Annotated in this window: 17 protein-coding genes and 1 tRNA gene; 12 read left to right on the forward strand and 6 right to left on the reverse strand. The window is 66.3% G+C overall.

The features are described 5' to 3' along the window. Nucleotides 1-26: 26 nt before the first annotated feature. Nucleotides 27-1,007, forward strand: a complete 981-nt coding sequence (locus tag AAID08_RS05660; protein WP_144655872.1) for a tripartite tricarboxylate transporter substrate binding protein — start codon at nucleotides 27-29, stop codon at nucleotides 1,005-1,007. 68 nt (nucleotides 1,008-1,075) lie between these two features. Here the strand turns inward: AAID08_RS05660 and AAID08_RS05665 are convergent. Beyond that, nucleotides 1,076-1,166: transfer RNA gene (locus AAID08_RS05665), tRNA-Ser, on the reverse strand. 255 nt (nucleotides 1,167-1,421) lie between these two features. Between AAID08_RS05665 and AAID08_RS05670 the strand changes: the two genes are divergently transcribed. The 3 genes from AAID08_RS05670 (at nucleotide 1,422) to yaaA (ending at nucleotide 4,384) form a co-directional block, all read left to right on the forward strand. Then, complete coding sequence (locus tag AAID08_RS05670; protein WP_395757442.1) at nucleotides 1,422-2,666, forward strand: cation:proton antiporter; 1,245 nt, start codon at nucleotides 1,422-1,424, stop codon at nucleotides 2,664-2,666. 148 nt (nucleotides 2,667-2,814) lie between these two features. Next, nucleotides 2,815-3,597 (forward strand): 3-hydroxybutyrate dehydrogenase, encoded by a 783-nt coding sequence (locus tag AAID08_RS05675; protein WP_049071820.1) that lies wholly within the window; start codon nucleotides 2,815-2,817, stop codon nucleotides 3,595-3,597. 16 nt (nucleotides 3,598-3,613) lie between these two features. Next, nucleotides 3,614-4,384 carry a peroxide stress protein YaaA gene (yaaA, locus tag AAID08_RS05680; RefSeq protein ID WP_054501677.1) on the forward strand — a complete coding sequence of 257 codons (771 nt, stop codon included), beginning with the start codon at nucleotides 3,614-3,616 and terminating at the stop codon, nucleotides 4,382-4,384. A gap of 76 nt (nucleotides 4,385-4,460) precedes the next feature. On the opposite strand, the gene AAID08_RS05685 is transcribed toward yaaA, so the two are convergent. Then, on the reverse strand, nucleotides 4,461-6,683 hold the full coding sequence (locus AAID08_RS05685; protein ID WP_395757443.1) for an FUSC family membrane protein: 2,223 nt from the start codon (nucleotides 6,681-6,683) through the stop codon (nucleotides 4,461-4,463). A gap of 494 nt (nucleotides 6,684-7,177) precedes the next feature. Here AAID08_RS05685 and AAID08_RS05690 point away from each other — a divergent pair, with 494 nt between their 5' ends. The 4 genes from AAID08_RS05690 to pssA all read left to right on the forward strand — a co-directional run bounded on the left by AAID08_RS05690 (nucleotide 7,178) and on the right by pssA (nucleotide 11,490). Then, the gene (locus AAID08_RS05690) at nucleotides 7,178-8,893 is read left to right on the forward strand and encodes an acetolactate synthase 3 catalytic subunit (RefSeq protein WP_054443145.1); all 1,716 of its coding nucleotides are present in this window, start codon (nucleotides 7,178-7,180) and stop codon (nucleotides 8,891-8,893) included. A gap of 10 nt (nucleotides 8,894-8,903) precedes the next feature. Then, nucleotides 8,904-9,395: an acetolactate synthase small subunit gene (ilvN, locus tag AAID08_RS05695; RefSeq protein ID WP_006217868.1), complete on the forward strand. Its 492-nt coding sequence runs from the start codon at nucleotides 8,904-8,906 to the stop codon at nucleotides 9,393-9,395. Nucleotides 9,396-9,463: 68 nt separating this feature from the next. Further along, nucleotides 9,464-10,480 carry a ketol-acid reductoisomerase gene (gene ilvC, locus AAID08_RS05700; RefSeq protein WP_049071830.1) on the forward strand — a complete coding sequence of 339 codons (1,017 nt, stop codon included), beginning with the start codon at nucleotides 9,464-9,466 and terminating at the stop codon, nucleotides 10,478-10,480. A 236-nt stretch (nucleotides 10,481-10,716) separates the two neighbouring features. Further along, nucleotides 10,717-11,490, forward strand: coding sequence for a CDP-diacylglycerol--serine O-phosphatidyltransferase (gene pssA, locus AAID08_RS05705; protein WP_006389119.1), 774 nt, complete (start codon nucleotides 10,717-10,719; stop codon nucleotides 11,488-11,490). A gap of 60 nt (nucleotides 11,491-11,550) precedes the next feature. On the opposite strand, the gene AAID08_RS05710 is transcribed toward pssA, so the two are convergent. Further along, on the reverse strand, nucleotides 11,551-12,069 hold the full coding sequence (locus AAID08_RS05710) for a hypothetical protein (protein ID WP_054501674.1): 519 nt from the start codon (nucleotides 12,067-12,069) through the stop codon (nucleotides 11,551-11,553). A 317-nt stretch (nucleotides 12,070-12,386) separates the two neighbouring features. Between AAID08_RS05710 and rpsO the strand changes: the two genes are divergently transcribed. From rpsO to AAID08_RS05730, 4 genes are all read left to right on the forward strand, one after another. After that, nucleotides 12,387-12,656: a 30S ribosomal protein S15 gene (gene rpsO / locus AAID08_RS05715; RefSeq protein ID WP_006223612.1), complete on the forward strand. Its 270-nt coding sequence runs from the start codon at nucleotides 12,387-12,389 to the stop codon at nucleotides 12,654-12,656. 90 nt (nucleotides 12,657-12,746) lie between these two features. Then, nucleotides 12,747-14,903: a polyribonucleotide nucleotidyltransferase gene (gene pnp / locus AAID08_RS05720; RefSeq protein ID WP_175142109.1), complete on the forward strand. Its 2,157-nt coding sequence runs from the start codon at nucleotides 12,747-12,749 to the stop codon at nucleotides 14,901-14,903. Between the two features lie 207 nt (nucleotides 14,904-15,110). Continuing rightward, the gene (locus AAID08_RS05725) at nucleotides 15,111-15,839 is read left to right on the forward strand and encodes a hypothetical protein (protein ID WP_064524633.1); all 729 of its coding nucleotides are present in this window, start codon (nucleotides 15,111-15,113) and stop codon (nucleotides 15,837-15,839) included. Between the two features lie 15 nt (nucleotides 15,840-15,854). Beyond that, complete coding sequence (locus AAID08_RS05730; protein WP_175142110.1) at nucleotides 15,855-17,072, forward strand: threonine ammonia-lyase; 1,218 nt, start codon at nucleotides 15,855-15,857, stop codon at nucleotides 17,070-17,072. Nucleotide 17,073: 1 nt separating this feature from the next. Here AAID08_RS05730 and AAID08_RS05735 read toward each other — a convergent pair whose 3' ends face one another. From AAID08_RS05735 to AAID08_RS05745, 3 genes are all read right to left on the reverse strand, one after another. Continuing rightward, nucleotides 17,074-17,697 (reverse strand): PIN domain-containing protein, encoded by a 624-nt coding sequence (locus tag AAID08_RS05735; RefSeq protein WP_395757801.1) that lies wholly within the window; start codon nucleotides 17,695-17,697, stop codon nucleotides 17,074-17,076. Nucleotides 17,698-17,765: 68 nt separating this feature from the next. Further along, nucleotides 17,766-18,719 (reverse strand): alpha/beta hydrolase, encoded by a 954-nt coding sequence (locus AAID08_RS05740; RefSeq protein ID WP_395757444.1) that lies wholly within the window; start codon nucleotides 18,717-18,719, stop codon nucleotides 17,766-17,768. Between the two features lie 7 nt (nucleotides 18,720-18,726). Beyond that, a complete protein-coding gene (locus AAID08_RS05745; RefSeq protein ID WP_395757445.1) occupies nucleotides 18,727-21,183 on the reverse strand; it encodes a TonB-dependent siderophore receptor in 2,457 nt (818 codons plus the stop codon). Between the last annotated feature and the right edge of the window lie 74 nt (nucleotides 21,184-21,257).

Genomic DNA, 21,257 nt, shown 5'->3' on the forward strand with positions numbered 1-21,257 from the left:
TGGACCCGGCGCGCGAGGAGACAACCATGCAACGCAGGGAATTCATTACCGGCGCCGCGGCGCTGGGGGCGGCGCTCGTCCTGCCGTCGGCCAGGGCGCAGCAACCGCTGCCGCCGGGCCCGGTCAAGATCGTGGTGGGATTTCCGGCGGGCGGCGGCACCGATGTGCTGGCGCGCCTGCTGGGCCAGAAGCTGGGCGTGATGTGGGGCATCCCGGTGATCGTCGAGAACCGCGCCGGCGCGGCCGGCATCATCGCCGCCGAGCAGGTGGCGCGCCAGCCTCCCGATGGCAACACGCTGCTGATGGCGCACGTCAACAGCCACGGCATCGCGCCCGGCCTGCAGCCCAGGCTGGCCTATTCGGCCGAGCGCGATTTCTCGCCGATCGCGCTGGTGGGCAAGACGCCGACGCTGCTGATTGGCGGCGCGGCGCAGCCGGCCAAGACCCTGCCCGAGCTGGTGGCGCTGTGTCGCGCGCAGCCCGGCAAGATCATCTTCGGCTCGGCCGGCAGCGGGTCGGCGCAGCATCTGGCGCTGGAGATCTTCAAGGCCCGCGCCGGCATCGACGTGCTGCACGTGCCCTACAAGGGCTCGGCGCCGCTGATGAACGACCTGCTGGGCGGCCACGTGCAGTACTGCTTCGAGGGCATGACCACGGCCACGCCGCTGATCCAGTCCGGCAAGGTGCTGGCCTTGGCCCAGACGCTGCGGCAGCGTTCCAGGAGCCAGCCCGACGTGCCGACGGTGGCCGAGCAGGGCTATCCCGGGTTCGAGGCCAGCATCTGGTTCGGCATGGTGGGCCCGGCCAACATGCCCGCCGACATGGTCGCGCGCATGAACCAGGACATCGACCGCGTCCTGGCCATGGCCGACGTGCAGGAAAAGCTGGCGCAGGTCGGCGCGGAAGACGGTGGCGGCAGCGTGCAGCGCTTCGCCGACTTCATGCGCGACGAGCAGCGCAAGTACGCCAAGACCATCCAGGACGCTAAGATCGTGGCCGAGGGGTAGGGGCAGGACTTGCGGCAAGAAGGCAAAGAAAAAGGCCAATCCCGGGGGATTGGCCTTTTTTTGAATACTGGCGGAGAGGGTGGGATTCGAACCCACGGTACGGGGATACCGTACGCCTGATTTCGAGTCAGGTACATTCGACCACTCTGCCACCTCTCCGTGGCTGGATTCCGCAACGGTGAAATTCCAGTGGCCGGTTCAGGGCGAGCCCATCAGCGGTTCCTGGTTTCCCACGATCAGATTCCTGGTCGGAAGAATCTGCGTTGTCGGAGCAGCGAAGCCCGCAATTCTACAGCAAAAAAAATTTTTGTGTAAAGCCTTTCGATGTTGGGCGCTTCAGACGGTTTCCCCGGCTTCCCGCATGGGTAATCTTTGCGCAGAATCGGACTGTCTCGAATTGCACGCTTCGCGCCGATGAATCTGATCCTCATCCTGTTGCTGGCCGCCGTCCTGTGCGTGCCGCTGACCCAGCGGCTGGGGCTGGGCGCGATCCCGGGCTACCTGCTGGCCGGCGTGCTGGTGGGGCCGTCGTGCCTGAAGCTGGTGACCGACGTGGGCGACATGGTCAATGTGTCGCAGTGGGGCGTGGTGATGATGCTCTTCATCATCGGCCTGGAACTGGCGCCCCGGCGCCTGTGGGCCATGCGTCATGAAGTGTTTACCCTGGGGGCGTCGCAGATGCTGGCCTGCGGGCTGCTGCTGGGGCTGGTGTTCGGCGCCGCGCTGCGCCATCTGGCCGGCATGGGCTGGCAGGCGGCGGTGCTGTGCGGGCTGTCGCTGGCCCTGTCGTCCACCGCGGTGGCCATGCGGCTATTGGAGGAGCGCGGCCTGACGCGCACGCCGATGGGGCGCTCGGCGCTGGGAGTGCTGCTGTTCCAGGACATGGCGGCGATCCCGATGCTGGTGGCGGCCGGACTGCTGGGCAGCGGTGCCGCATCCGAGCCGTCCTTCAAGGAGGCCTTGATCGCGGTGGCAGTGGTGGCGGTGGCCTACCGGCTGCGGCTGCTGGGCTGGGCCGCCAAGGCGCAGTTGAAGGAGTTGTTCACGGCGGCGGCGCTGCTGATGGTGATCGGCACCGCCCAGTTGTTCAACTACGCCGGCCTGTCGGCCGGCCTGGGCGGCTTCCTGGTGGGGGTGCTGATGGCCGAGTCGCGCTATCGCGACGAACTGGAAAACGCCATCGAGCCGTTCAAGGGCCTGCTGCTGGGCCTGTTCTTCGTCGCGATCGGCATGTCCGTGAACCTGCACGTGGTGGCGGATCACTGGGCTTTCATCCTGGCGGGCGTGACGGCGCTGCTGCTGGTCAAGGCGCTAGTGCTGTATGGCTTTGCGCGGTTCCTGGGCCTGCCGCGCTATCACCGCCTGCTGTTCGCCATGGTGCTGGCGCAGGGCGGCGAATTCAGCTTCGCCATCTTCAACGAAGCCTGGAGCAACCGTTTGATGGACCTGGACCAGCGCGACGTGCTGGCAGTGGTGGTGGCGGTGTCGATGGGCGTGGTGCCGATCCTCATCAAGCTGCTCGAGCGAGTGCCGGAGCGCCTCGGGGGCATGGCGGACCTGCCGCCGCCGCCGCCCGCCGAGACGGCGCAGGACCGGTCGGATTCCGCGCCGCCGCCGGGCCAGGCGGAGCCATCGGATTCCCCATCGCCGCGGCCTTGACCCCGCGCCGCGTGGGGGCATGGCATGATGGGCGCCTTGCCGGGCAGCTACACTTGACCCTGTTTTTCAGCCCGTGTTTCGCCCACGGCGCCGACCGGCATGTTCCGGTCGCCGCCCGCCTTCCGCGCCCCGCCACAGGAGAACATCTATGCTCAAAGGAAAAGTCGCAGTCGTCACCGGTTCCACCAGCGGGATCGGCCTGGGTATCGCCACCGCGCTGGCCGCGCAGGGCGCCGATATCGTCCTGAACGGCTTCGGCGACGCCGCCGAGATCGAAAAGGTGCGCGCCGGCCTGGCGGCCCAGCATGGCGTCAAGGTGCTGTATGACGGCGCCGACCTGTCCAAGGGCGAGGCCGTGCGCGGCCTGGTCGACAACGCGGTGCGCCAGATGGGCCGCATCGACATCCTGGTCAACAACGCCGGCATCCAGCACACCGCGCTGATCGAGGACTTTCCCACCGAAAAGTGGGATGCCATCCTGGCGCTGAACCTGTCGGCCGTGTTCCATGGCACCGCCGCCGCGCTGCCGCACATGAAGAAGCAGGGCTTCGGCCGCATCATCAACATCGCCTCGGCCCACGGCCTGGTGGCTTCGGCCAACAAATCCGCCTACGTCGCCGCCAAGCACGGCGTGGTCGGCTTCACCAAGGTGACCGCGCTGGAAACCGCCGGCCAGGGCATCACCGCCAACGCCATCTGCCCGGGCTGGGTGCGCACCCCGCTGGTCGAAAAACAGATCTCGGCGCTGGCCGAAAAGAACGGCGTCGACCAGGAAACCGCCGCGCGCGAATTGCTCAGCGAAAAGCAGCCGTCGCTGCAGTTCGTCACGCCTGAACAACTGGGCGGCACGGCCGTCTTCCTGGCCTCCGATGCCGCCGCGCAAATCACCGGCACCACCGTCTCCGTCGATGGCGGCTGGACGGCGCGCTGATCAAAGGAACCTTCGAATGCTGTTTCTGCTTTCCCCCGCCAAGAAGCTGGACTACGACTCGCCGGTGCACGTCGAGACGCACACCCAGCCTTTGTTCGTGGACCAGGCCGCCGGCCTGATCAAGGTGCTCAAGACCAAGACCGCGGACGACATTGCCGAACTGATGAGCCTGAGCCCGGCGCTGTCCGAGCTCAATGTGCAGCGCTATGCGCATTGGAAGCGCACCTTCACGCAGGCCAATTCGCGCCAGGCCGTGCTGGCCTTCAACGGCGACGTCTACGAGGGCCTGGAGGCTTCGACCCTGTCGGCCAAGCAACTGGACTGGGCCCAGGAACACGTGGCCATCCTCAGCGGCCTGTACGGCGTGCTGCGGCCGCTCGACCTGATGCAGCCCTACCGCCTGGAAATGGGCACGCGCTTGGAAACGCCCAAGGGCAAGAACCTGTACGAGTATTGGGGCAGCGGCATCGCCGAGTACCTGAACGAGCGCCAGGCCGGGCAGAAGGCGCCGGTCATCGTCAACCTGGCTTCCGAAGAGTATTTCAAGTCGGTCGACCTGAAGGCGCTCAAGGCGCGTGTGGTGCAGTGTGTGTTCCAGGACTGGAAGAACGGCGCCTGGAAGATCATCAGCTTTCACGCCAAGCGCGCGCGCGGCCTGATGGCGCGCTACGCCATCCTGCACAAGGTGTCCAAGCCCGAAGGCCTGCACGGCTTCGACCTGGAGGGCTACAAGTACGACGCCTCGGCCTCGACCGAGGACAGGCTGGTGTTTCGCCGCAAGCTCTGAGCGGGACGCGGGTAGCGCGGAAAACCGGCCCCGAAAGGGCCGGTTTTTTTGTTCCCGCGAAGCGCGGCGGCTCGATTCAGGCTGGCGCCGCGACCGGCGGCGCGTGCTGCGGATCGGCCAGCGCCAGCAGTTCCTGGCGGATCATGTGCGCGGCCTTGATCATCTGCTTGACGGGATAGACCAGCGCCGCCTGCTCGCCTTCGGTGTCGAACTGGGTCGGCAGGTCGGCGGGGGGCGGCGCGCGGTTCTCGTCGAGCAGGTCGACCATGCCGGCCAGCGCCCGTTGCACCGCCTCGGGCGTAGCCGGCAGCGCGGCCAGGATGGGAATGGCGGCGGTGATCTGCGAGGCCAGCACGTGGTTCTGGATCAGCAGGTTGTTCAGCTCGGGCACGCTGACCTGGTGCGACTTGGGCTCGCTCATCATGCGGTAGAAGGCCTCGGCGAAATTGCTGAAGGCGATGTGCACGTTCTTGCGCGCCAGGCGCCAGGCCAGGTCGGCGTCGGTGACCGCCGGGGTGGCGTCGGCGGCCGCGCCCACCGGGGCGCCATGCGCCTGCATCGCTTCCACGTAGCGCATGCCGGCCACCAGGTATTCCCGGTTGGCGCGGGTGGCCGCCGCGGCCAGCGGCTTGAGGTAGCGCGCCTCCCACCAGGGCAGGATGTAGCTGCACACCAGCGCCAGCGCGCAGCCGATCAGCGTGTCGATGGCGCGTTCGCCGATCACCGCCATCGACACCGTGCCGGGCGAGACGAAGTGGAACACCAGCACCACGAACAACGTATTGAAGATGGCGCTGGCCATGTAGTTCAACTGCACCATGCTGTTGCCCATGATGCAGGCGCCCAGCAGCACCGCGAACAGGATGGCGGGCTTGTCGGTGACGTTGAACAGCAGCAGCGCGCAGAGGCAGCCGATCAGCGTGCCCATCAGGCGCCAGCCGTTGCGCTGGCGGGTCAGCGCGAAGCCCGGCTTCATGATGATGACGATGGTCAGCATGATCCAGTAGTTGTGCGCCGAGAACGCCGGCGACAGCCAGCGGCTGGCCAGCGTCATGGCGATGGCGGCCGCCGCCGTCACGCGCAGGGCGTAGCGAAAGTTCGGCGAATCCAGGCGCAGGTTGCTGGTCAGCAGGCCGAATCGGAATTCCTGGCGCGAGATGAAGCGCGTCAGCGATTTGTTGATGCGCAGCACGTCGGTGGGCTTGGCGTGGGGCGAGGCGGCGGTGTGGTCGGCGAGCCGGTCGACGATGCGGGCCGAGTTGCGCAGCCGGCGCAGCACCTGCACGATCAGCGCCAGCATTTCGGGCTCGCGTTCGCCCAGGCCCTGTTGCTTGAGCTGTTCGATCTCGTATTCGATGGCGCGCAGTTCGGCCTTGGCGCTGCTGCGGTACTGCACCTTGCGGCCGCGCGACACGTCCAGCGCAATGCGGTTCAGCTCCAGCGACATCTTCACCAGCGCGTCGCGCATGAACATCAGGCAGTCGTTGCCGGCCAGCGCGCGCCGCAGGGCCGCATAGTCGGTGTGGGTGGCCACCAGCGTGTCCAGCAACTGCAGCATGTCGACGAACATGTTCCAGAGCATCACGCGGTGGCGGTCGCCCAGGCCCTTGCCGCGGGGCAGTGCGCGCAGCACCATGTCGCGCGCGGCCTGGTGCTTTTCGGTCATGACCGACTGGCGCTGGATCAGGGTGCGATAGGCCTCGTCCAGGTCGGCGGTCTCGTCGTAGAAGGCGGCGCGCGCGGCGACATAGTCGGCGGTGGCGAACAGCGCCACCGACATCGCCTGTTGTTCTTCCCGCAGCCAGAACAGCCGTGAAAATCCCAGACTGAACGCTACGTAGAACAGCGCCCCGCCCAGCGTCGCGGCGGCGTGCGCCAGCACCTCGTGCGGTTCCAGCGGCGAATGCATGGTCAACGTCATCAGCAGCAGGCCGGCAAAGCCGATCAGGCCGCCGCGCTTGCCGAACACCGTGAACATCGAATAGACGAAGCACTGCGCGATGACCACCAGCCAGATCAGCACCGGGTTGGTCGAGGCCAGGCCGGTGATGATGACGGTCAGCGTGCCCAGCGCCGCGCCGCCCAGCATCTCGTTGGTGCGGTGCCGCTGCGGCCCGCCGGGTTGGTCGATGATGGCCAGGCATTGCGCCCCGAAGGTGGCCACCAGGCCGGTGGTGTAGTGACCGAACAAGCCGCCCAGCACCAGGACCGGCAACAGCATGCCGACGCCCTGCCGCACTCCGCCGAAGAAGTAGTGGCTGTAGAGAAAACGGCGAATGCTGGCAATGCGCAGATCCATGGGCGGCGGGACTCGAATCCGGGTGACGCGTCAAGTATAGAGAGGCCGGTCGCGTTTTAGGGGCCAGATGGTTACCAGACTTTCCCGCATGGCGCGGCGCGACTTCCGTGCAACGTCCGCGAAACCTCGATTTGCTACGTTTGACGCAACGCGGTAAATTGCTCCACTTGCGCCGGTCTGCCTATCCGAAACCGGCGCGATGAGGCGGATGGCCAGGGTCACCTCCCAGCCATCCTGCAGCAGACCTATTTGCCGTTGGCCGCGCCACAAGCGTGTGTTGCCAAGGCTTCCATTTCGACCTCCAGCGTCCCCCAGGGGCGTTTGCACTGCGTTCTGTCGAACGTATGTCGGGTCGGCAGGGTGTCCGGGTGGCGTGGCTCCGTGAGCCGCTAAGCGCCGGATCATGTTGCCGTAGCCGGCATGGGTTCCGTTGCCGCCGTATCCGGGCGCGCAGCAGTCAGGGTTGCAGGGCCGGTTTTGAAAGGAATGACAACATGGAAATGAATGGCGCCGATATCGTCGTGCGCTGCCTGGCCGATGAAGGCGTGGAACACGTTTTCGGCTACCCTGGCGGCGCGGTGCTCTACATCTACGACGCGATTTTCAAGCAGGACAAATTCCAGCATATCCTGGTTCGTCACGAGCAAGCCGCCGTGCACGCGGCCGATGCCTATTCGCGCTCGTCGCAGAAGGTCGGCGTCTGCATCGTGACCAGCGGTCCGGGCGTGACCAATGCCGTCACCGGCATCGCCACCGCCTACATGGACTCCATCCCCATGGTCATCATCAGCGGGCAGGTGCCCACTGCGGCCATTGGCGAGGACGCCTTCCAGGAATGCGACACCGTCGGCATCACCCGTCCCTGCGTCAAGCACAACTTCCTGGTGCGCGACGTCAAGGACCTGGCCGAAACCATGCGCCGCGCGTTCTACATCGCGCGCACCGGCCGTCCCGGCCCGGTGCTGGTGGACATCCCCAAGGACATCACCGTCGCGCAGTGCAAGTACACCCCGCCCAAGGGCGAGATCTCGATGCGTTCCTACGCGCCCGTCAACAAGGGCCACCAGGGGCAGATCAAGAAAGCCGTGCAGATGCTGCTGGCCGCCGAGCGGCCGATGATCTACACCGGCGGCGGGGTCATCCTGTCGAACGCCGCGCCCGAGCTGAACAAGCTCGTGTCGCAACTGGGCGCGCCCTGCACCAGCACCCTGATGGGCCTGGGCGGCTTCCCGGCCAGCAGCGGCCAGTTCGTGGGCATGCCCGGCATGCACGGCACCTACGAGGCCAACATGGCGATGCAGCACTGCGACGTGCTGCTGGCCATCGGCGCCCGCTTCGACGACCGGGTGATCGGCAATCCCAAGCACTTCGCCCAGAACGCCCGCAAGATCATCCATATCGATATCGACCCGTCGTCGATCTCCAAGCGCGTGCGCGTGGACGTCCCGATCGTCGGCAACGTCAAGGATGTGCTGGCCGACCTGAGCGCGCAGTACGAGGCCGCCTCGGCCGAGCACAAGCCGGCTTCCATCGCCAAGTGGTGGGACCAGGTCGAGACCTGGCGCGGCAAGGAATGCCTGAAGTTCGCGAATTCGGACGAAGTCATCAAGCCGCAGTTCGTGGTGGAAAAGCTCTGGGAAGTGACCGGCGGCGACGCCTTCGTCACCTCCGACGTGGGCCAGCACCAGATGTGGGCCGCGCAGTACTACAAGTTCGACAAGCCGCGCCGCTGGATCAACTCCGGCGGCCTGGGCACCATGGGCGTGGGCCTGCCGTACGCCATGGGCGTGCAGATGGCCAATCCGGGTCATGACATCGCCGTGATCACCGGCGAGGCCTCGATCCAGATGAACATCCAGGAACTGTCGACCTGCGCCCAGTACCGCCTGACGCCCAAGATCGTCTGCCTGAACAACCGCTTCCTGGGCATGGTCCGGCAGTGGCAGCAGATCGACTACGGCTCGCGCTATTCCGAGTCGTACATGGATTCGCTGCCCGACTTCGTCAAGGTGGCCGAGGCCTACGGCCACGTGGGCCTGCGCATCGAGCGCCCGGCCGACGTCGAGCCGGCGCTGCGCGAAGCGTTCAAGAAACACAAGGAGCGCCTGGTCTTCCTGGACTTCATCACCGACCGCACCGAAAACGTGTGGCCGATGGTCAAGGCCGGCCGCGGGCTGACCGAAATGCTGCTCGGCTCTGAAGACCTGTAAGGAGGCCACCATGAAGCACGTGATTTCCGTCCTCCTCGAGAACGAGCCCGGCGCGCTGTCGCGCGTGGTCGGCCTGTTCTCGGCGCGGGGCTACAACATCGAGACCCTGACCGTGGCGCCCACCGAGGACGCCACACTGTCGCGCATGACCATCGTCACGACCGGCTCGGACGAAGTCATCGAGCAGATCACCAAGCACCTGAACCGCCTGGTGGACGTGGTCAAGGTCGTGGACCTGACCGAAGGCGCGCACATCGAGCGCGAGCTGATGCTCGTCAAGGTGCGCGCGGTCGGCAAGGAACGCGAGGAAATGAAGCGCATGGCGGATATCTTCCGCGGGCGCATCATCGATGTGACCGACAAGTCCTACACCATCGAATTGACCGGGGTGCAGGAAAAAGTACAGGCCTTCCTGGAAGCCCTGGACCGCAGTGCCATCCTGGAAACCGTGCGCACCGGCGTGTCCGGCATCGGCCGCGGTGAACGGATTCTGAAGATTTGACCGGCCTTCCAGGCCAAGCCGCACCCTACATACGAACCAACGAATATCCAAGATATCTGGAGCACCCCATGAAAGTTTTCTACGACAAAGACTGCGATCTCTCCCTCATCAAAGGCAAGACCGTTGCCATCATCGGCTACGGCTCGCAAGGCCACGCCCACGCCCAGAACCTGAACGACTCGGGCGTGAAGGTCATCGTCGGCCTGCGCAAGGGCGGCGCCTCGTGGGACAAGGCCGCCAACGCCGGCCTGCAGGTCAAGGAAGTGGCGGAAGCCGTCAAGTCGGCCGACATCGTCATGATGCTGCTGCCCGACGAGAACATCGCCTCGGTCTACAACAAGGAAGTGCACGCCAACATCAAGGCGGGCGCCGCCCTGGCCTTCGCCCACGGCTTCAACGTCCACTACGGCCAGGTCGTGCCGCGTGAAGACATCGACGTCATCATGATCGCCCCGAAGGCCCCCGGCCACACGGTGCGCAACACCTACAAGCAGGGTGGCGGCGTGCCCCACCTGGTGGCCGTGTACCAGGACAAGTCGGGCGCCGCGCGCGACGTGGCCCTGTCGTACGCCAGCGCCAACGGCGGCGGCCGTGCCGGCATCATCGAAACCAACTTCCGTGAAGAAACCGAGACCGACCTGTTCGGCGAACAGGCCGTGCTGTGCGGCGGCACCGTCGAACTGATCAAGGCCGGTTTCGACACGTTGGTGGAAGCCGGCTACGCGCCCGAAATGGCGTACTTCGAGTGCCTGCACGAACTGAAGCTGATCGTCGACCTGATCTACGAAGGCGGCATCGCCAACATGAACTACTCGATCTCGAACAACGCCGAATTCGGCGAGTACGAGACCGGCCCGAAGATCGTGACGGACGAAACCCGCAAGGCCATGCGCCAGTGCCTGACGGACATCCAGACCGGCGAATACGCCAAGAAGTTCATCCTGGAAAACGCCGCCGGCGCCCCGACGCTGACCTCGCGCCGCCGCATCAACGCGGAATCGCAGATCGAAGTGGTGGGCGGCAAGCTGCGCGCCATGATGCCCTGGATCGCCGCCAACAAGCTGGTGGACAAGTCCAAGAACTGATTCCGGTTTCCGCGCGGGGTTTGCGCCCCGCGCGCGCCGGCCGAAAGCGGCATGCCTGGCGAGGGCATGCCGTTTTTATTTGCGCAGAAAGTGCGCGAAGGCGGGCGCGCCGCGGGAAGCGCGGGCGGGCTTTGCGCGCCGGCGGGGCCGGATCGCGGCGGGCACGGCCCTTGCTGCGGCCCGTTGCGGGGCCAGATGAGTTAACCTTTCAATGTCTGTCGTAAGTAATTGAGACCATGCCCAATTTTTCCATGCGCGATTCCGAGAACCGCCACCGAAGCATCTACCTGCTGCCCAACGCATTCACCACCGCGGCGTTGTTCGCGGGGTTCTATGCCGTGGTGCAGGCCATGAACAACCGCTTCGAGGTCGCCGCCATCGCCATTTTCGTGGCCATGGTGCTGGACGGCATGGATGGCCGGGTGGCCCGCCTCACCAACACCCAATCGGCCTTCGGCGAGCAATACGACTCGCTGTCCGACATGACCTCGTTCGGCGTGGCGCCCGCGCTGGTGATGTACGAATGGATCCTGAACGACCTGGGCCGCTGGGGCTGGCTGGCGGCGTTCGTCTACGTGGCCGGGGCCGCGCTGCGCCTGGCGCGCTTCAATACCAATATCGCGGTGGTCGACAAGCGCTATTTCCAGGGCCTGCCGAGCCCGGCGGCGGCGGCATTGGTGGCCGGTTTCGTCTGGCTGGCGGTGGACAACAAGCTGCCGATCCACGACAGCGTGATGGCCTGGGTCGCGTTCACGCTGACCATGTACGCCGGCATCACCATGGTGTCCAACGCGCCGTTCTTCAGCGGCAAGAGTTTCGCCCTGGGCCGCAGCGTGCCGTTCTGGGGCATCCTGCTGGTGGTGGCGGTGTTCGTGTTCGTCTCCAGCGATCCCCCGGTGGTGCTGTTCGGCCTGTTCGTGCTGTACGGCTTTTCGGGCTGGGTCATCTGGGCCTGGCGCTGGAACCGCGCCCGCCGGCTGCAGCAGGAGCGCCGCGGCCAGTCGTCCTGAGCGCGTCGCCCGCCAAACGAAAAACCCGCCTGGATGCAGGCGGGTTTTTTCATGGTGGCATCAGCGCCACATGAAGCGGTCATCGTCGTACATCGGGTCCGGGCCGGGATGGAAGTGCGTCACCCCGTTGCCGTCGCGGCCCATGTAGACGTACATCAGCGAATTCCAGACGCTGTTTTCCTTGTAGCGGTACGACCAGATCACCTCGCGTTTTTCGCCCAGGCCGGCCTGGTCGATGCGGGCCGGCGGGCCGAACTCGCAGCGCACGCGCTCGGGGCTCCATTGGCCTTGTTCCAGCACCTTGAAGTGGGCGTCGGTCAGCAGCGGCATGACGCGGTCGACGCGGCCGTCGGCGCCGACGTTGGCGCCCCAGGCATACTGGCCCATGGGTTGCTGCGTCCAGATCACGCGGCGGCCGCCGTTGGCCTGCGGGCATTCGAAGTTGGGGCGGCCGAACTGGGCCTGGACGTCGGCCAGGGGCGTGCCGGGGGCGACCTGGGCCAGGTTGGCGCAGGCGCCCAGGCTGGCGAGGGCCGCAGCGGCCAGGGTGGTGCGGGCAAGTTTGTAATAATTCGACATATTGTTGCTCCTGTGGCCTCCCGTCGAGTCGGCGGCGCGACTCACGGCGGCGGGGCGGTGGCGTCACTGGGGTAATTCTAGCGAATCGGCTATAATCAGCAGGCTTTATCAAGTGTATTGATTTTGCAAGATGCTTTGCGCCGGCAACGGGGCTGGCTGGAGCGGGAGCAAATAAGGCGCCAAACCTTGTTCTCCGGCATTTCCAGGGTGGTCCCGAAGCAGCAGTGAGAACGCAACAACGCTTATCGCCGGCCGCGATTTTTTTCCAAACCACGTCAGGGCGCCTCGGCCCTGTCGCATGTCCGAAGAGGTCATCAATGTCTGTAGCTGACATCAAGAAATCCGATATCGTTGCGCAGTTCCAACGCGCTCAAGGCGATACCGGCTCCCCCGAAGTCCAGGTGGCTCTGCTCACCGCCCGTATCAACGAACTGACCGGTCACTTCAAAGAACACATGAAGGACCATCACTCGCGCCGCGGTCTGCTGCGTATGGTCAGCCGTCGCCGCAAGCTGCTCGACTATCTCAAGGGCCGCAATCCCGATTCGTACCGCGCACTGATCGAAAAACTCGGTCTGCGCAAGTGATCGACGGGGCTGGCTCCCCATGACGCAACCGTGGTCGGTGCGACGCATGTCGCGACGGCCACGGTTTTTCATTTGTAAGGAATAATCGTCATGTTCAATAAAGTGACTAAATCGTTCCAGTACGGCCAGCACACGGTCGTCCTGGAAACCGGCGAAATTGCTCGCCAGGCCTCCGGCGCCGTGGTGGTGTCGATCGAGGACACCGTTGTCCTGGCCACTGTCGTGGCCTCCAAGAAGGCCAAGCCGGGCCAGACGTTCTTCCCGCTGACCGTCGACTACATCGAAAAGACCTACGCCGCCGGCCGCATCCCCGGTGGTTTCTTCAAGCGCGAAGGCAAGCCGTCCGAGAAGGAAACGCTGACCTCGCGCCTGATCGACCGTCCCCTGCGTCCGCTGTTCCCCGAAGACTTCTACAACGAAGTCCAGGTGGTCATCCACACGCTGTCGGTCAATCCTGAAATCGACCCCGACATCCCCGCGATGATCGGCGCCTCGGCCGCGCTGGCCATCTCCGGCATCCCCTTCAACGGCCCGATCGGCGCCGCCCGCGTGGGCTACATCGATGGCCAGTACGCCATCAACCCGACCGCGTCGCAACTGAAGTCCTCGAAGCTGGACCTGGTGGTCGCCGGCACCGAAAACGCCGTGCTGATGGTGGAATCGGAAGCCGACCAGTTGTCCGAGGAAATCATGCTGGGCGGCGTGGTCTACGGCCACGAGCAGATGCAGGCCGTCATCAACGCCATCCACGAACTGGTCAAGGACGCTGGCAAGCCCGATTGGGACTGGCAGCCGCCCGCCAAGGACGAGGCCCTGATCGCCGCCGTCACGTCGGCCGCCCAGGAAGGCCTGAACGCCGCCTACCAGATCCGCGAAAAGCAGGCCCGCACCACCAAGCTGCGTGAAGTCTACGCCGACGTGTCGGCCAAGCTGAACGCCGCCGCCGCCGAAAAGGGCGAGCCGGCGCCGGACGCCGTCACCGTCGACAACATCCTGTTCTCGCTGGAATCGGCCATCGTCCGTGGCCAGATCCTGAACGGCGAACCGCGTATCGACGGTCGCGACACCCGCACCGTGCGTCCCATCAGCGTGCGCCTGGGCGTGCTGCCGCGCGCGCACGGCAGCGCCCTGTTCACCCGTGGTGAAACCCAGGCGCTGGTCGTGGCCACGCTGGGCACCAAGCAGGACGAGCAGATCATCGACGCGCTCATGGGCGAGTACCGCGATCGCTTCATGCTGCACTACAACATGCCTCCGTTCGCCACCGGCGAAACCGGTCGCATCGGCGTGCCCAAGCGCCGCGAAATCGGCCACGGCCGCCTGGCCAAGCGCGCGCTGATCCCGCTGCTGCCGGCCCCGGAAGACTTCCAGTACACCATTCGCATCGTGTCGGAAATCACCGAGTCCAACGGCTCGTCGTCGATGGCTTCGGTCTGCGGCGGCTCGCTGGCCATGATGGACGCCGGCGTGCCGGTCAAGGATCACGTGGCCGGCGTGGCCATGGGCCTGATCCTGGACGGCGGCAAGTTCGCCGTGCTGACCGACATCCTGGGTGACGAAGATCACCTGGGCGACATGGACTTCAAGGTCGCGGGCACCGAAAACGGCGTCACCGCGCTGCAGATGGACATCAAGATCCAGGGCATCACCAAGGAAATCATGCAAGTGGCGCTGGCGCAAGCCCGCGAAGGCCGCCTGCACATCCTGGGCAAGATGAAGGAAGCGCTGGACGGTTCGCGTGGCGAGCTGTCTGCTTTCGCCCCGCGCATGCTGACCATCAAGATCAACCCCGAGAAGATCCGCGACGTGATCGGCAAGGGCGGCGCCACCATCCGCGCGCTGACCGAGGAAACCGGCACCCAGATCGACATCTCCGACGACGGCACGATCGTGATCGCCAGCGTCGACGAAGCGCAGGCCAAGGAAGCCCAGCGCCGCATCGTCGAGCTGACCGCCGACGTCGAAGTGGGCCAGATCTACGACGGCTCGGTGCTGCGCCTGCTGGACTTCGGCGCCATCGTGCAAGTGCTGCCGGGCCGCGACGGCCTGCTGCACATCTCGGAAATCGCCAACTACCGCATCGCCAACATCAACGATGTGCTGAAGGTCGGCCAGCAAGTCCGCGTCAAGGTCATCGAGGCCGACGACAAGGGCCGCCTGCGCCTGTCCATCAAGGCCATCGGTGGCATCGAGCAGCAGCAACCCGCCGCTGAAGCCGCCCCGCAAGCGGAACCGCAAGCCGAGTAAGGCCTGCCTTTCCTGCTGGAGCAAACGGCGCCGCGAGGCGCCGTTTTTTTTTGCCCAGGCGCGGCGCTGATTCATCTCCTTTCGTCTTTGAATCCCCGGTATCTCCCATCTTCGCACGGCTTACGGTAAAGTCTTGCGCGTGACACGAGCGCCGGCGCGGCGCAAGCCGGCAAGGCGCCAACAGGGGGGGATTCGGATGGATCGAGCATGACGCGAGGGCGAGGATTCGCCGCGGCGGCGGCCGTGCTGGCGGGGACGCTGCTGGCGGGATGCATGTCCGCTCCGGGACCGGGCCAGGGCTCGCCCAAGGGCGAGGGCATGTCGGCCGACCAACTGGTGCAGACCGATTTCAACCGTACCGTCACCCTGGAAGTGCGCGACAACCTCGCCAGCCTCTACAGCCTGCTGGACAAGCTCTACCGGCGCAATCCGCGAGAATGGCGCAAGACCGGCGCGCCGGATCACGCCACCGCGGTCTCGCGGGTCAAGCATGCGATCGAGGTGCGCATCCCGCCCGCCGACCTGGCCGGCCTGCACGACATCCAGATCCTGGCGGTGTCGCTCGATCCCAACTACAGCGGCGACCGCGTCGGGGCCTTCATCTACGGCCTGGCCGACACCATCATCGCCGCCCACAATGGCAAGACCCGCCTGTACGCCACCGACGCGCTGGACGGGCAGCGGGTCTACAATGCCGCACGGAACGTCGAGGCGGCGGCCTGGCTGCTGGCGTCACGCCGCAACAACCAGGGCGAACCGCTGCTGCTGGCCAACGAGATGTCGCCGCAGGCCACCAACCTCAGTTTCGAGCGCGAGTTCGGCGCCATCATCGGCCGGCTCGACCTGATCGCCAACCTGCTTGGCGAGAACTCGCGGCGCATCGGCATCAACTATGCGCAAGGGCTATTGCTGTTCAATTTCCTGCCGGTGCGCTAACAGGATTTTTCCACCGTGATCGATATCGCTTCCATCCAGACCGCCCGCGAGAACCTGCGCGGCCAGGTGCTCAAGACCCCGTTCACCCTGTCGCGCACGCTGTCCGACATCTTCGGCGCCGAGATCTGGCTGAAATTCGAGAACCTGCAGTTCACCGCCAGCTTCAAGGAGCGCGGCGCGCTCAACCGCATGCTGACGTTGTCGGACGAGGAACGCCGCGCGGGCGTGATCGCCGTGTCGGCCGGCAACCACGCGCAGGGCGTGGCCTATCATGCGCAGCGCATGGGCGTGCCCGCCGTGATCGTGATGCCGCGCTTCACGCCCACGGTGAAGGTCGCCAACACGCGCCGCTTCGGCGCCGAGGTGGTGCTGGCCGGCGATACCTTCGACGACGCCAAGGCGCATGGCTACGAGCTGGCCAAGCAGCGCGGGCTGATCATGATCCATCCCTACGACGACGAGGCCGTGATCTCGGGCCAGGGCACCGTGGCGCTGGAGATGCTGGAAGACCAGCCGCAACTGGACACGCTGGTGATCGCCATCGGCGGCGGCGGGCTGATTTCAGGCATTGCCACCGCGGCCAAGGCGCTCAAGCCGGGCATCGAGATCATCGGGGTGCAGACCGAACGGTTTCCCGCCATGTACGCCGCGGTCAAGGGGGTGTCGATGCCGGATGGCCAATACACCATCGCCGAAGGCATCGCGGTGAAATCGCCGGGCGGGCTGACGCAGCCCATCGTCAGCCGGCTGGTCGATCACATCGAACTGGTCAGCGAGGCCGACATCGAGCACGCCATTGTGGTGCTGCTGGAAATCGAGAAGACCGTGGTCGAAGGCGCGGGCGCGGCCGGCCTGGCGGCGCTGCTGCGCGCGCAGGAGGCGGGCAGCGAGCGCTTCAAGGGCAAGCGCATCGGCCTGGTGCTGACCGGCGGCAACATCGACCCCCTGATGCTGGGCGAGCTGATCGAGCGCGGCATGGTGCGCGCCGGTCGCCTGGCCCGCATCCGCGTCGACCTGCGCGACCTGCCGGGCGCGCTGGCGCACGCCACCAAGCTGATCGCCGACGCCCAGGCCAATATCACCGAGGTGCATCACCAGCGCGCGTTCACCTCATTGCCGGTGCGCAACGTGGAAGTGGATTTCGTGCTGCAGACGCGCGGCCCGGAGCATATCCAGGAAGTGATCGACATCCTGAACGCGGCCGGTTTCGCGGCCAGCAACCACGATCATTGAGTCAGGCGCGGCCCAGTTCCGGGTCGCGGCCCACCTGGTTCTTCAGCCGGTACAGCCGCTCGCGATGCAAGGTCGCGGCCAGCGGTTCGGGCTCGCGCCCCAGCGCCACGTAGTCCGCCGGAATCTGCGCGATGGCCTCGCGCATGCGGTCGGCGCCGTCCTGCCACCATTGCGCCAGCATTCGGTCCGGGTTGTACACGTCCAGGCCCTGCCGGCGCAGCTCCGAGCGGTTGAAGTCCTTCAGGTTCCAGGTCAGCACCTGCACCACCGGCGTCTGCGCCAGGCCGCAGCGGGCGCGGCGCGCCAGGCCGGCGGCGATGACGTGAAAGTCCTTGGGGTCGCTGTAGCGCAGCGCGGCTTCGTAGACCTCGGTGTCGTGCTCGATGGCCTGCGGGAAGCGGGCGTTCATCTCGACCCAGAACTCGGCCATCACCTGGGGCGGGATGTCCCAGATGCGGCAGGCGTTGCGGCGCCATTCCTCGCCGATGCGCTCGGTCCAGACGGGCTGGAACACGCCGGCCTCGGCCAGGCGCAGCAGCAGGCGGCGCAGGATGCCGGACATGAGGACGCAGGCGTCCAGGACGATGAAGGGCGGGGTGGCGGTCGGAGTGGTCAAGGCTGGCAGTGTGTTCGCAGCGGCCGGGACGCGGCCGCGACCGTGCAGTGTAAGCGCATCCGCCGGAACCCCAGGCTTCAAGGCTGCATCGCGACCTCCAGCGCGCGTTCCAGCGATGCCCGGATCATCTCGCCATGGCCGAACTGCGGGAAGGCTTCGTAGCTGGCGTCGGCGCCCGCGGACCTCAGGCCCTGGGCCATTTCGCGCACGGCGGCGCGCGGATCCTCGCCCGCGGCGGGCACCGCACCGCCGGGCAGGGGACGGTTGGGATCGCGCGGCTTGGTGCCGAGCAGGATGGCCACCCGCTTGCCAGCAGCCCTGCGGGCGTCGAACCGCCGCCATTCCCCGACCAACGCGCCGTCGTGCCACCAGGCCGAGGGGTCGCCGACGATGTAGCGGGCGAAGGCCTGCGGTTGCGTAAACAGCACGTGCAGCGTGAAGAGCCCGCCGTACGAATGGCCCCACAGGTATTCGCGTTGCGGGTCGATGGCGGCGCGTTCGCGCACCAGCGGTTTCACTTTGGCGCGGATGAACTCCAGGAAAATGTCGGCGCCGCCGCCGACGCGGCCGCGCACCACGGGGTCGGGCACGGGCTTGCCATTCACGAATACCGGCGGCGTGTAGTCATAGGCTCGCGACACGACGTCGTTGCGGGTATCGACGTCGTAGCCCAGCGCCACCAGCACCGGCGTGCGGCCCCGTCCCAGCGTGTCCAGGTCGGCTGGTGTCAGCGTGGCCAGGGCGGCGTTGCCGTCCAGCATGTAGAGCACCGGGCTGCCCCCGCCGTCGGGCGCCTTTCTGGGGATGGCGATCTGGATGCGGTAGTGGCGCTTGCCGTCGTCCGAATCCAGATTGTGCGTTTCGTACCGGTACACCGCCGAGGGATGGTCGGCCACGGTTTCTCCCAGCAACTGCATGCCGGGGCGCGGCGGGGCGTCGGGCGTCGCCGCAGGCGCTTGCGCTTGCGCCGCCGTGGCCAGGATGCACGCCAGCACGGCGGCGGAAATCGGACGCGGGATCTTGTTTTTCATGGAAGGCCTACCAGGTGTAGTTCAGGTTCGCCGAGATATTGCGCCGCGCACCGTAGTAGCAACTGGCGCTGCCCGAGCAGCTTGCCAGATATTCCTTGTCGGTCAGGTTGCTGGCGTTGAGGGAGAATTTCAGGCCTTTCAGGCTGGGAGAGAGCGCGCCCAGATCGTAGCGGATGGCGGCGTCGATCAGATTCACCGACGGGCTGCGGTACGTGTTGGCGGTGTCGCCGTAGCTGCTGCCAATATGGCGCAGGCCCGCGCCCAGGCTCAGGCCCGGGGCGATCTCCTGCGGCAGGCGATAGTCCGCCCACAGGTTGTAGCTGTGGCGCGGCACGCGCGGCAGTTCGTTGCCCTGCTCCGTGCCATTGCTCTTGGTGACTTCGCTGCGCATCAGCGTCGCCGAGGCGATGACCGTGATGTGGTCGGTCAGCGCGAAGTTTCCTTCCAGCTCCAGGCCGCGGACGCGGCCTTCGCCGGTCTGGACCTGGCACTGGCTGCCGTTGCACAAATGCGTGGGATCCGGGTCTGGCGTGGTGATGTTCTGCTGCTTGATCTCATACGCGGAGAAAGTGATCATGCTGCGCGAACCTGGCGGTTGGTACTTGATGCCGATCTCGGCCTGTTTGCCCTCGGTCGGTTTGAAGGGCCGATCCTCGTAGCCGACCCCGTTTACCGGTTCGAACGAGGTGGCATAGCTGGCGTAGGGCGCCAGGCCGTTATCGAACAGGTAGACCGCGCCGGCGCGCCATGTGGTGGCTTCGTCTTCGTAATGCGTCTTGGCGCCGGTGGCGCGCACCAGCGAGTTGTCCCGCGACCAGTCGTGGCGCACGCCCAGCGTGGCGGCCCACTGGCCCCAGCGGATCTGGTCCTGCGTGTAGATGCCGGTCTGCTCGCTGTCGCTGCGCCGGGTGGGCGTCATGGCGCCCATGACGACGGGGCTGCCGTAGACCGGGTCGAAGACGTCGAGCGATGAAGCCTTGCCTGACGCCTGCGCCACGCGGATGGTCTGGGTGCGATAGTCCAGGCCCGTGAGCAGGGTGTGTTCGGTGCGGCCCAGGCCGAAATCGAATTGGGCGTTGTTGTCGACCGTGAAGCCTTCCGAGCGAATCCGGTTGCTGGACGCCGTGCGCCGCAGTGTGCGGCCGTCGGCCTGCAGGTCGCCCTGGCGCGAGACGCCTGCGTTGTCGGTATCGACTCGCATGTAGCGAAGTTTCTGGCCAAGCTTCACCTGGTCGGTCAGGGCATGGCTGAATTCATAGCCGATGGCGTATTGGGTGCGATCGTAGCGGTTGAAGCCGGGTTCGCCCAGGAAGCGGCCAGAACCGAAGCGGCCATGGTCCGTCGCATAATAGGTGCCGTGGGAAGGCAGGAACTGGTAGGTGCTGCCGCCGCGGTCCTGCTGATAGTTGGCCAGCAGGGTCACCGAGGTGCGGGCTGACGGCCGCCAAGTCAGGCTGGGCGCCAGCATCACGCGGTTCAGCTTGACGTAGTCGACCTGGGTGTCGGAGTGGTAGGCGGTGCCCACCACGCGGTACAGCCATTCGCCGGATTCGTCCATCGGCCCGCTGACGTCGGCGTTCAGGCGCGCCAGACCGTAGTTGTCGGTGCCGACCCCGATCTCGCCGCGCGCGTAATCGGTGGGCCGCTTGCTCACCGCGTTGACGAGCCCCCCGGGCGCGATCTGGCCGTACAGCACCGACGAGGGGCCGCGCAGTATTTCGACCCGCTCCAGGCCGAAGCCGTCGAACTGGGTGGCCGAGGCGGTGGCGCCGCTGCTGCTGCCCGGCGGACGCAGGCCGTCCAGGTAGAGGTTGTTGGCGAAGCTGCCCGTGCGGAAGCCGCGCACGGAAATCTCGTCGACGCGGCTGTCCACGCCATACGAGCCGACCGAGACGCCGGCGCTGTAGCGCAGGGCGTCGGCGGTGTTCTTCGCTCCTATCATGTCCATCAGCTCGCGGTTGACCACGGACACGGATTGCGCGGTCTCGATGAGCGGCGTGCCAGTCTTGGTACCCACGCTGCTGTCGAGAGCCAGCGGGCCGATGTCGCCCATGCCCTGGCCGGTCACCGTCACGCTGGGCAACAGGGCCGGGCCTGCGCCCAGGGGTTCGGGCGCGCGTTCGATGCGGTATCCCTCGCCATTGACGTTGGGCACCGCGCGCAGATTGCTGCCTCGCAGCAACTGCCGCAGCGCGTCCGCCACCGATCCCTGCAGGTGCATGGCAGGCGCCTGTTTGCCTGCCGTGAGCGGCGGGGCGCTGATGATGGTGATGCGAGCGGCTTGGCCCAGCCGCAGGAGCGCGTCCTGCAAGGACAACGCCGGCAGCGTGATGTCCACGGTGGCGTTTTCCGCTGCCCGCGCGGGCAGCGTCGTGGCGAGCGCGACGGCGCACAGAAGCAGGCAAAGCGTGGCTGGCTTGAAGCGGCGGATTCGGCCGCCCTCGGGAGGGAATCGTTGGGACATCGGTAAGGGTTCTTCGGTTGGGACCCGCGCAGCGGGTTTCAACTTGTCCTAACGAGCGGGTGCCGGGAATCTGC

The organism is Achromobacter sp. EB05 (assembly GCF_044232075.1).
In the GTDB taxonomy this organism is placed as follows: domain Bacteria; phylum Pseudomonadota; class Gammaproteobacteria; order Burkholderiales; family Burkholderiaceae_B; genus Achromobacter; species Achromobacter dolens.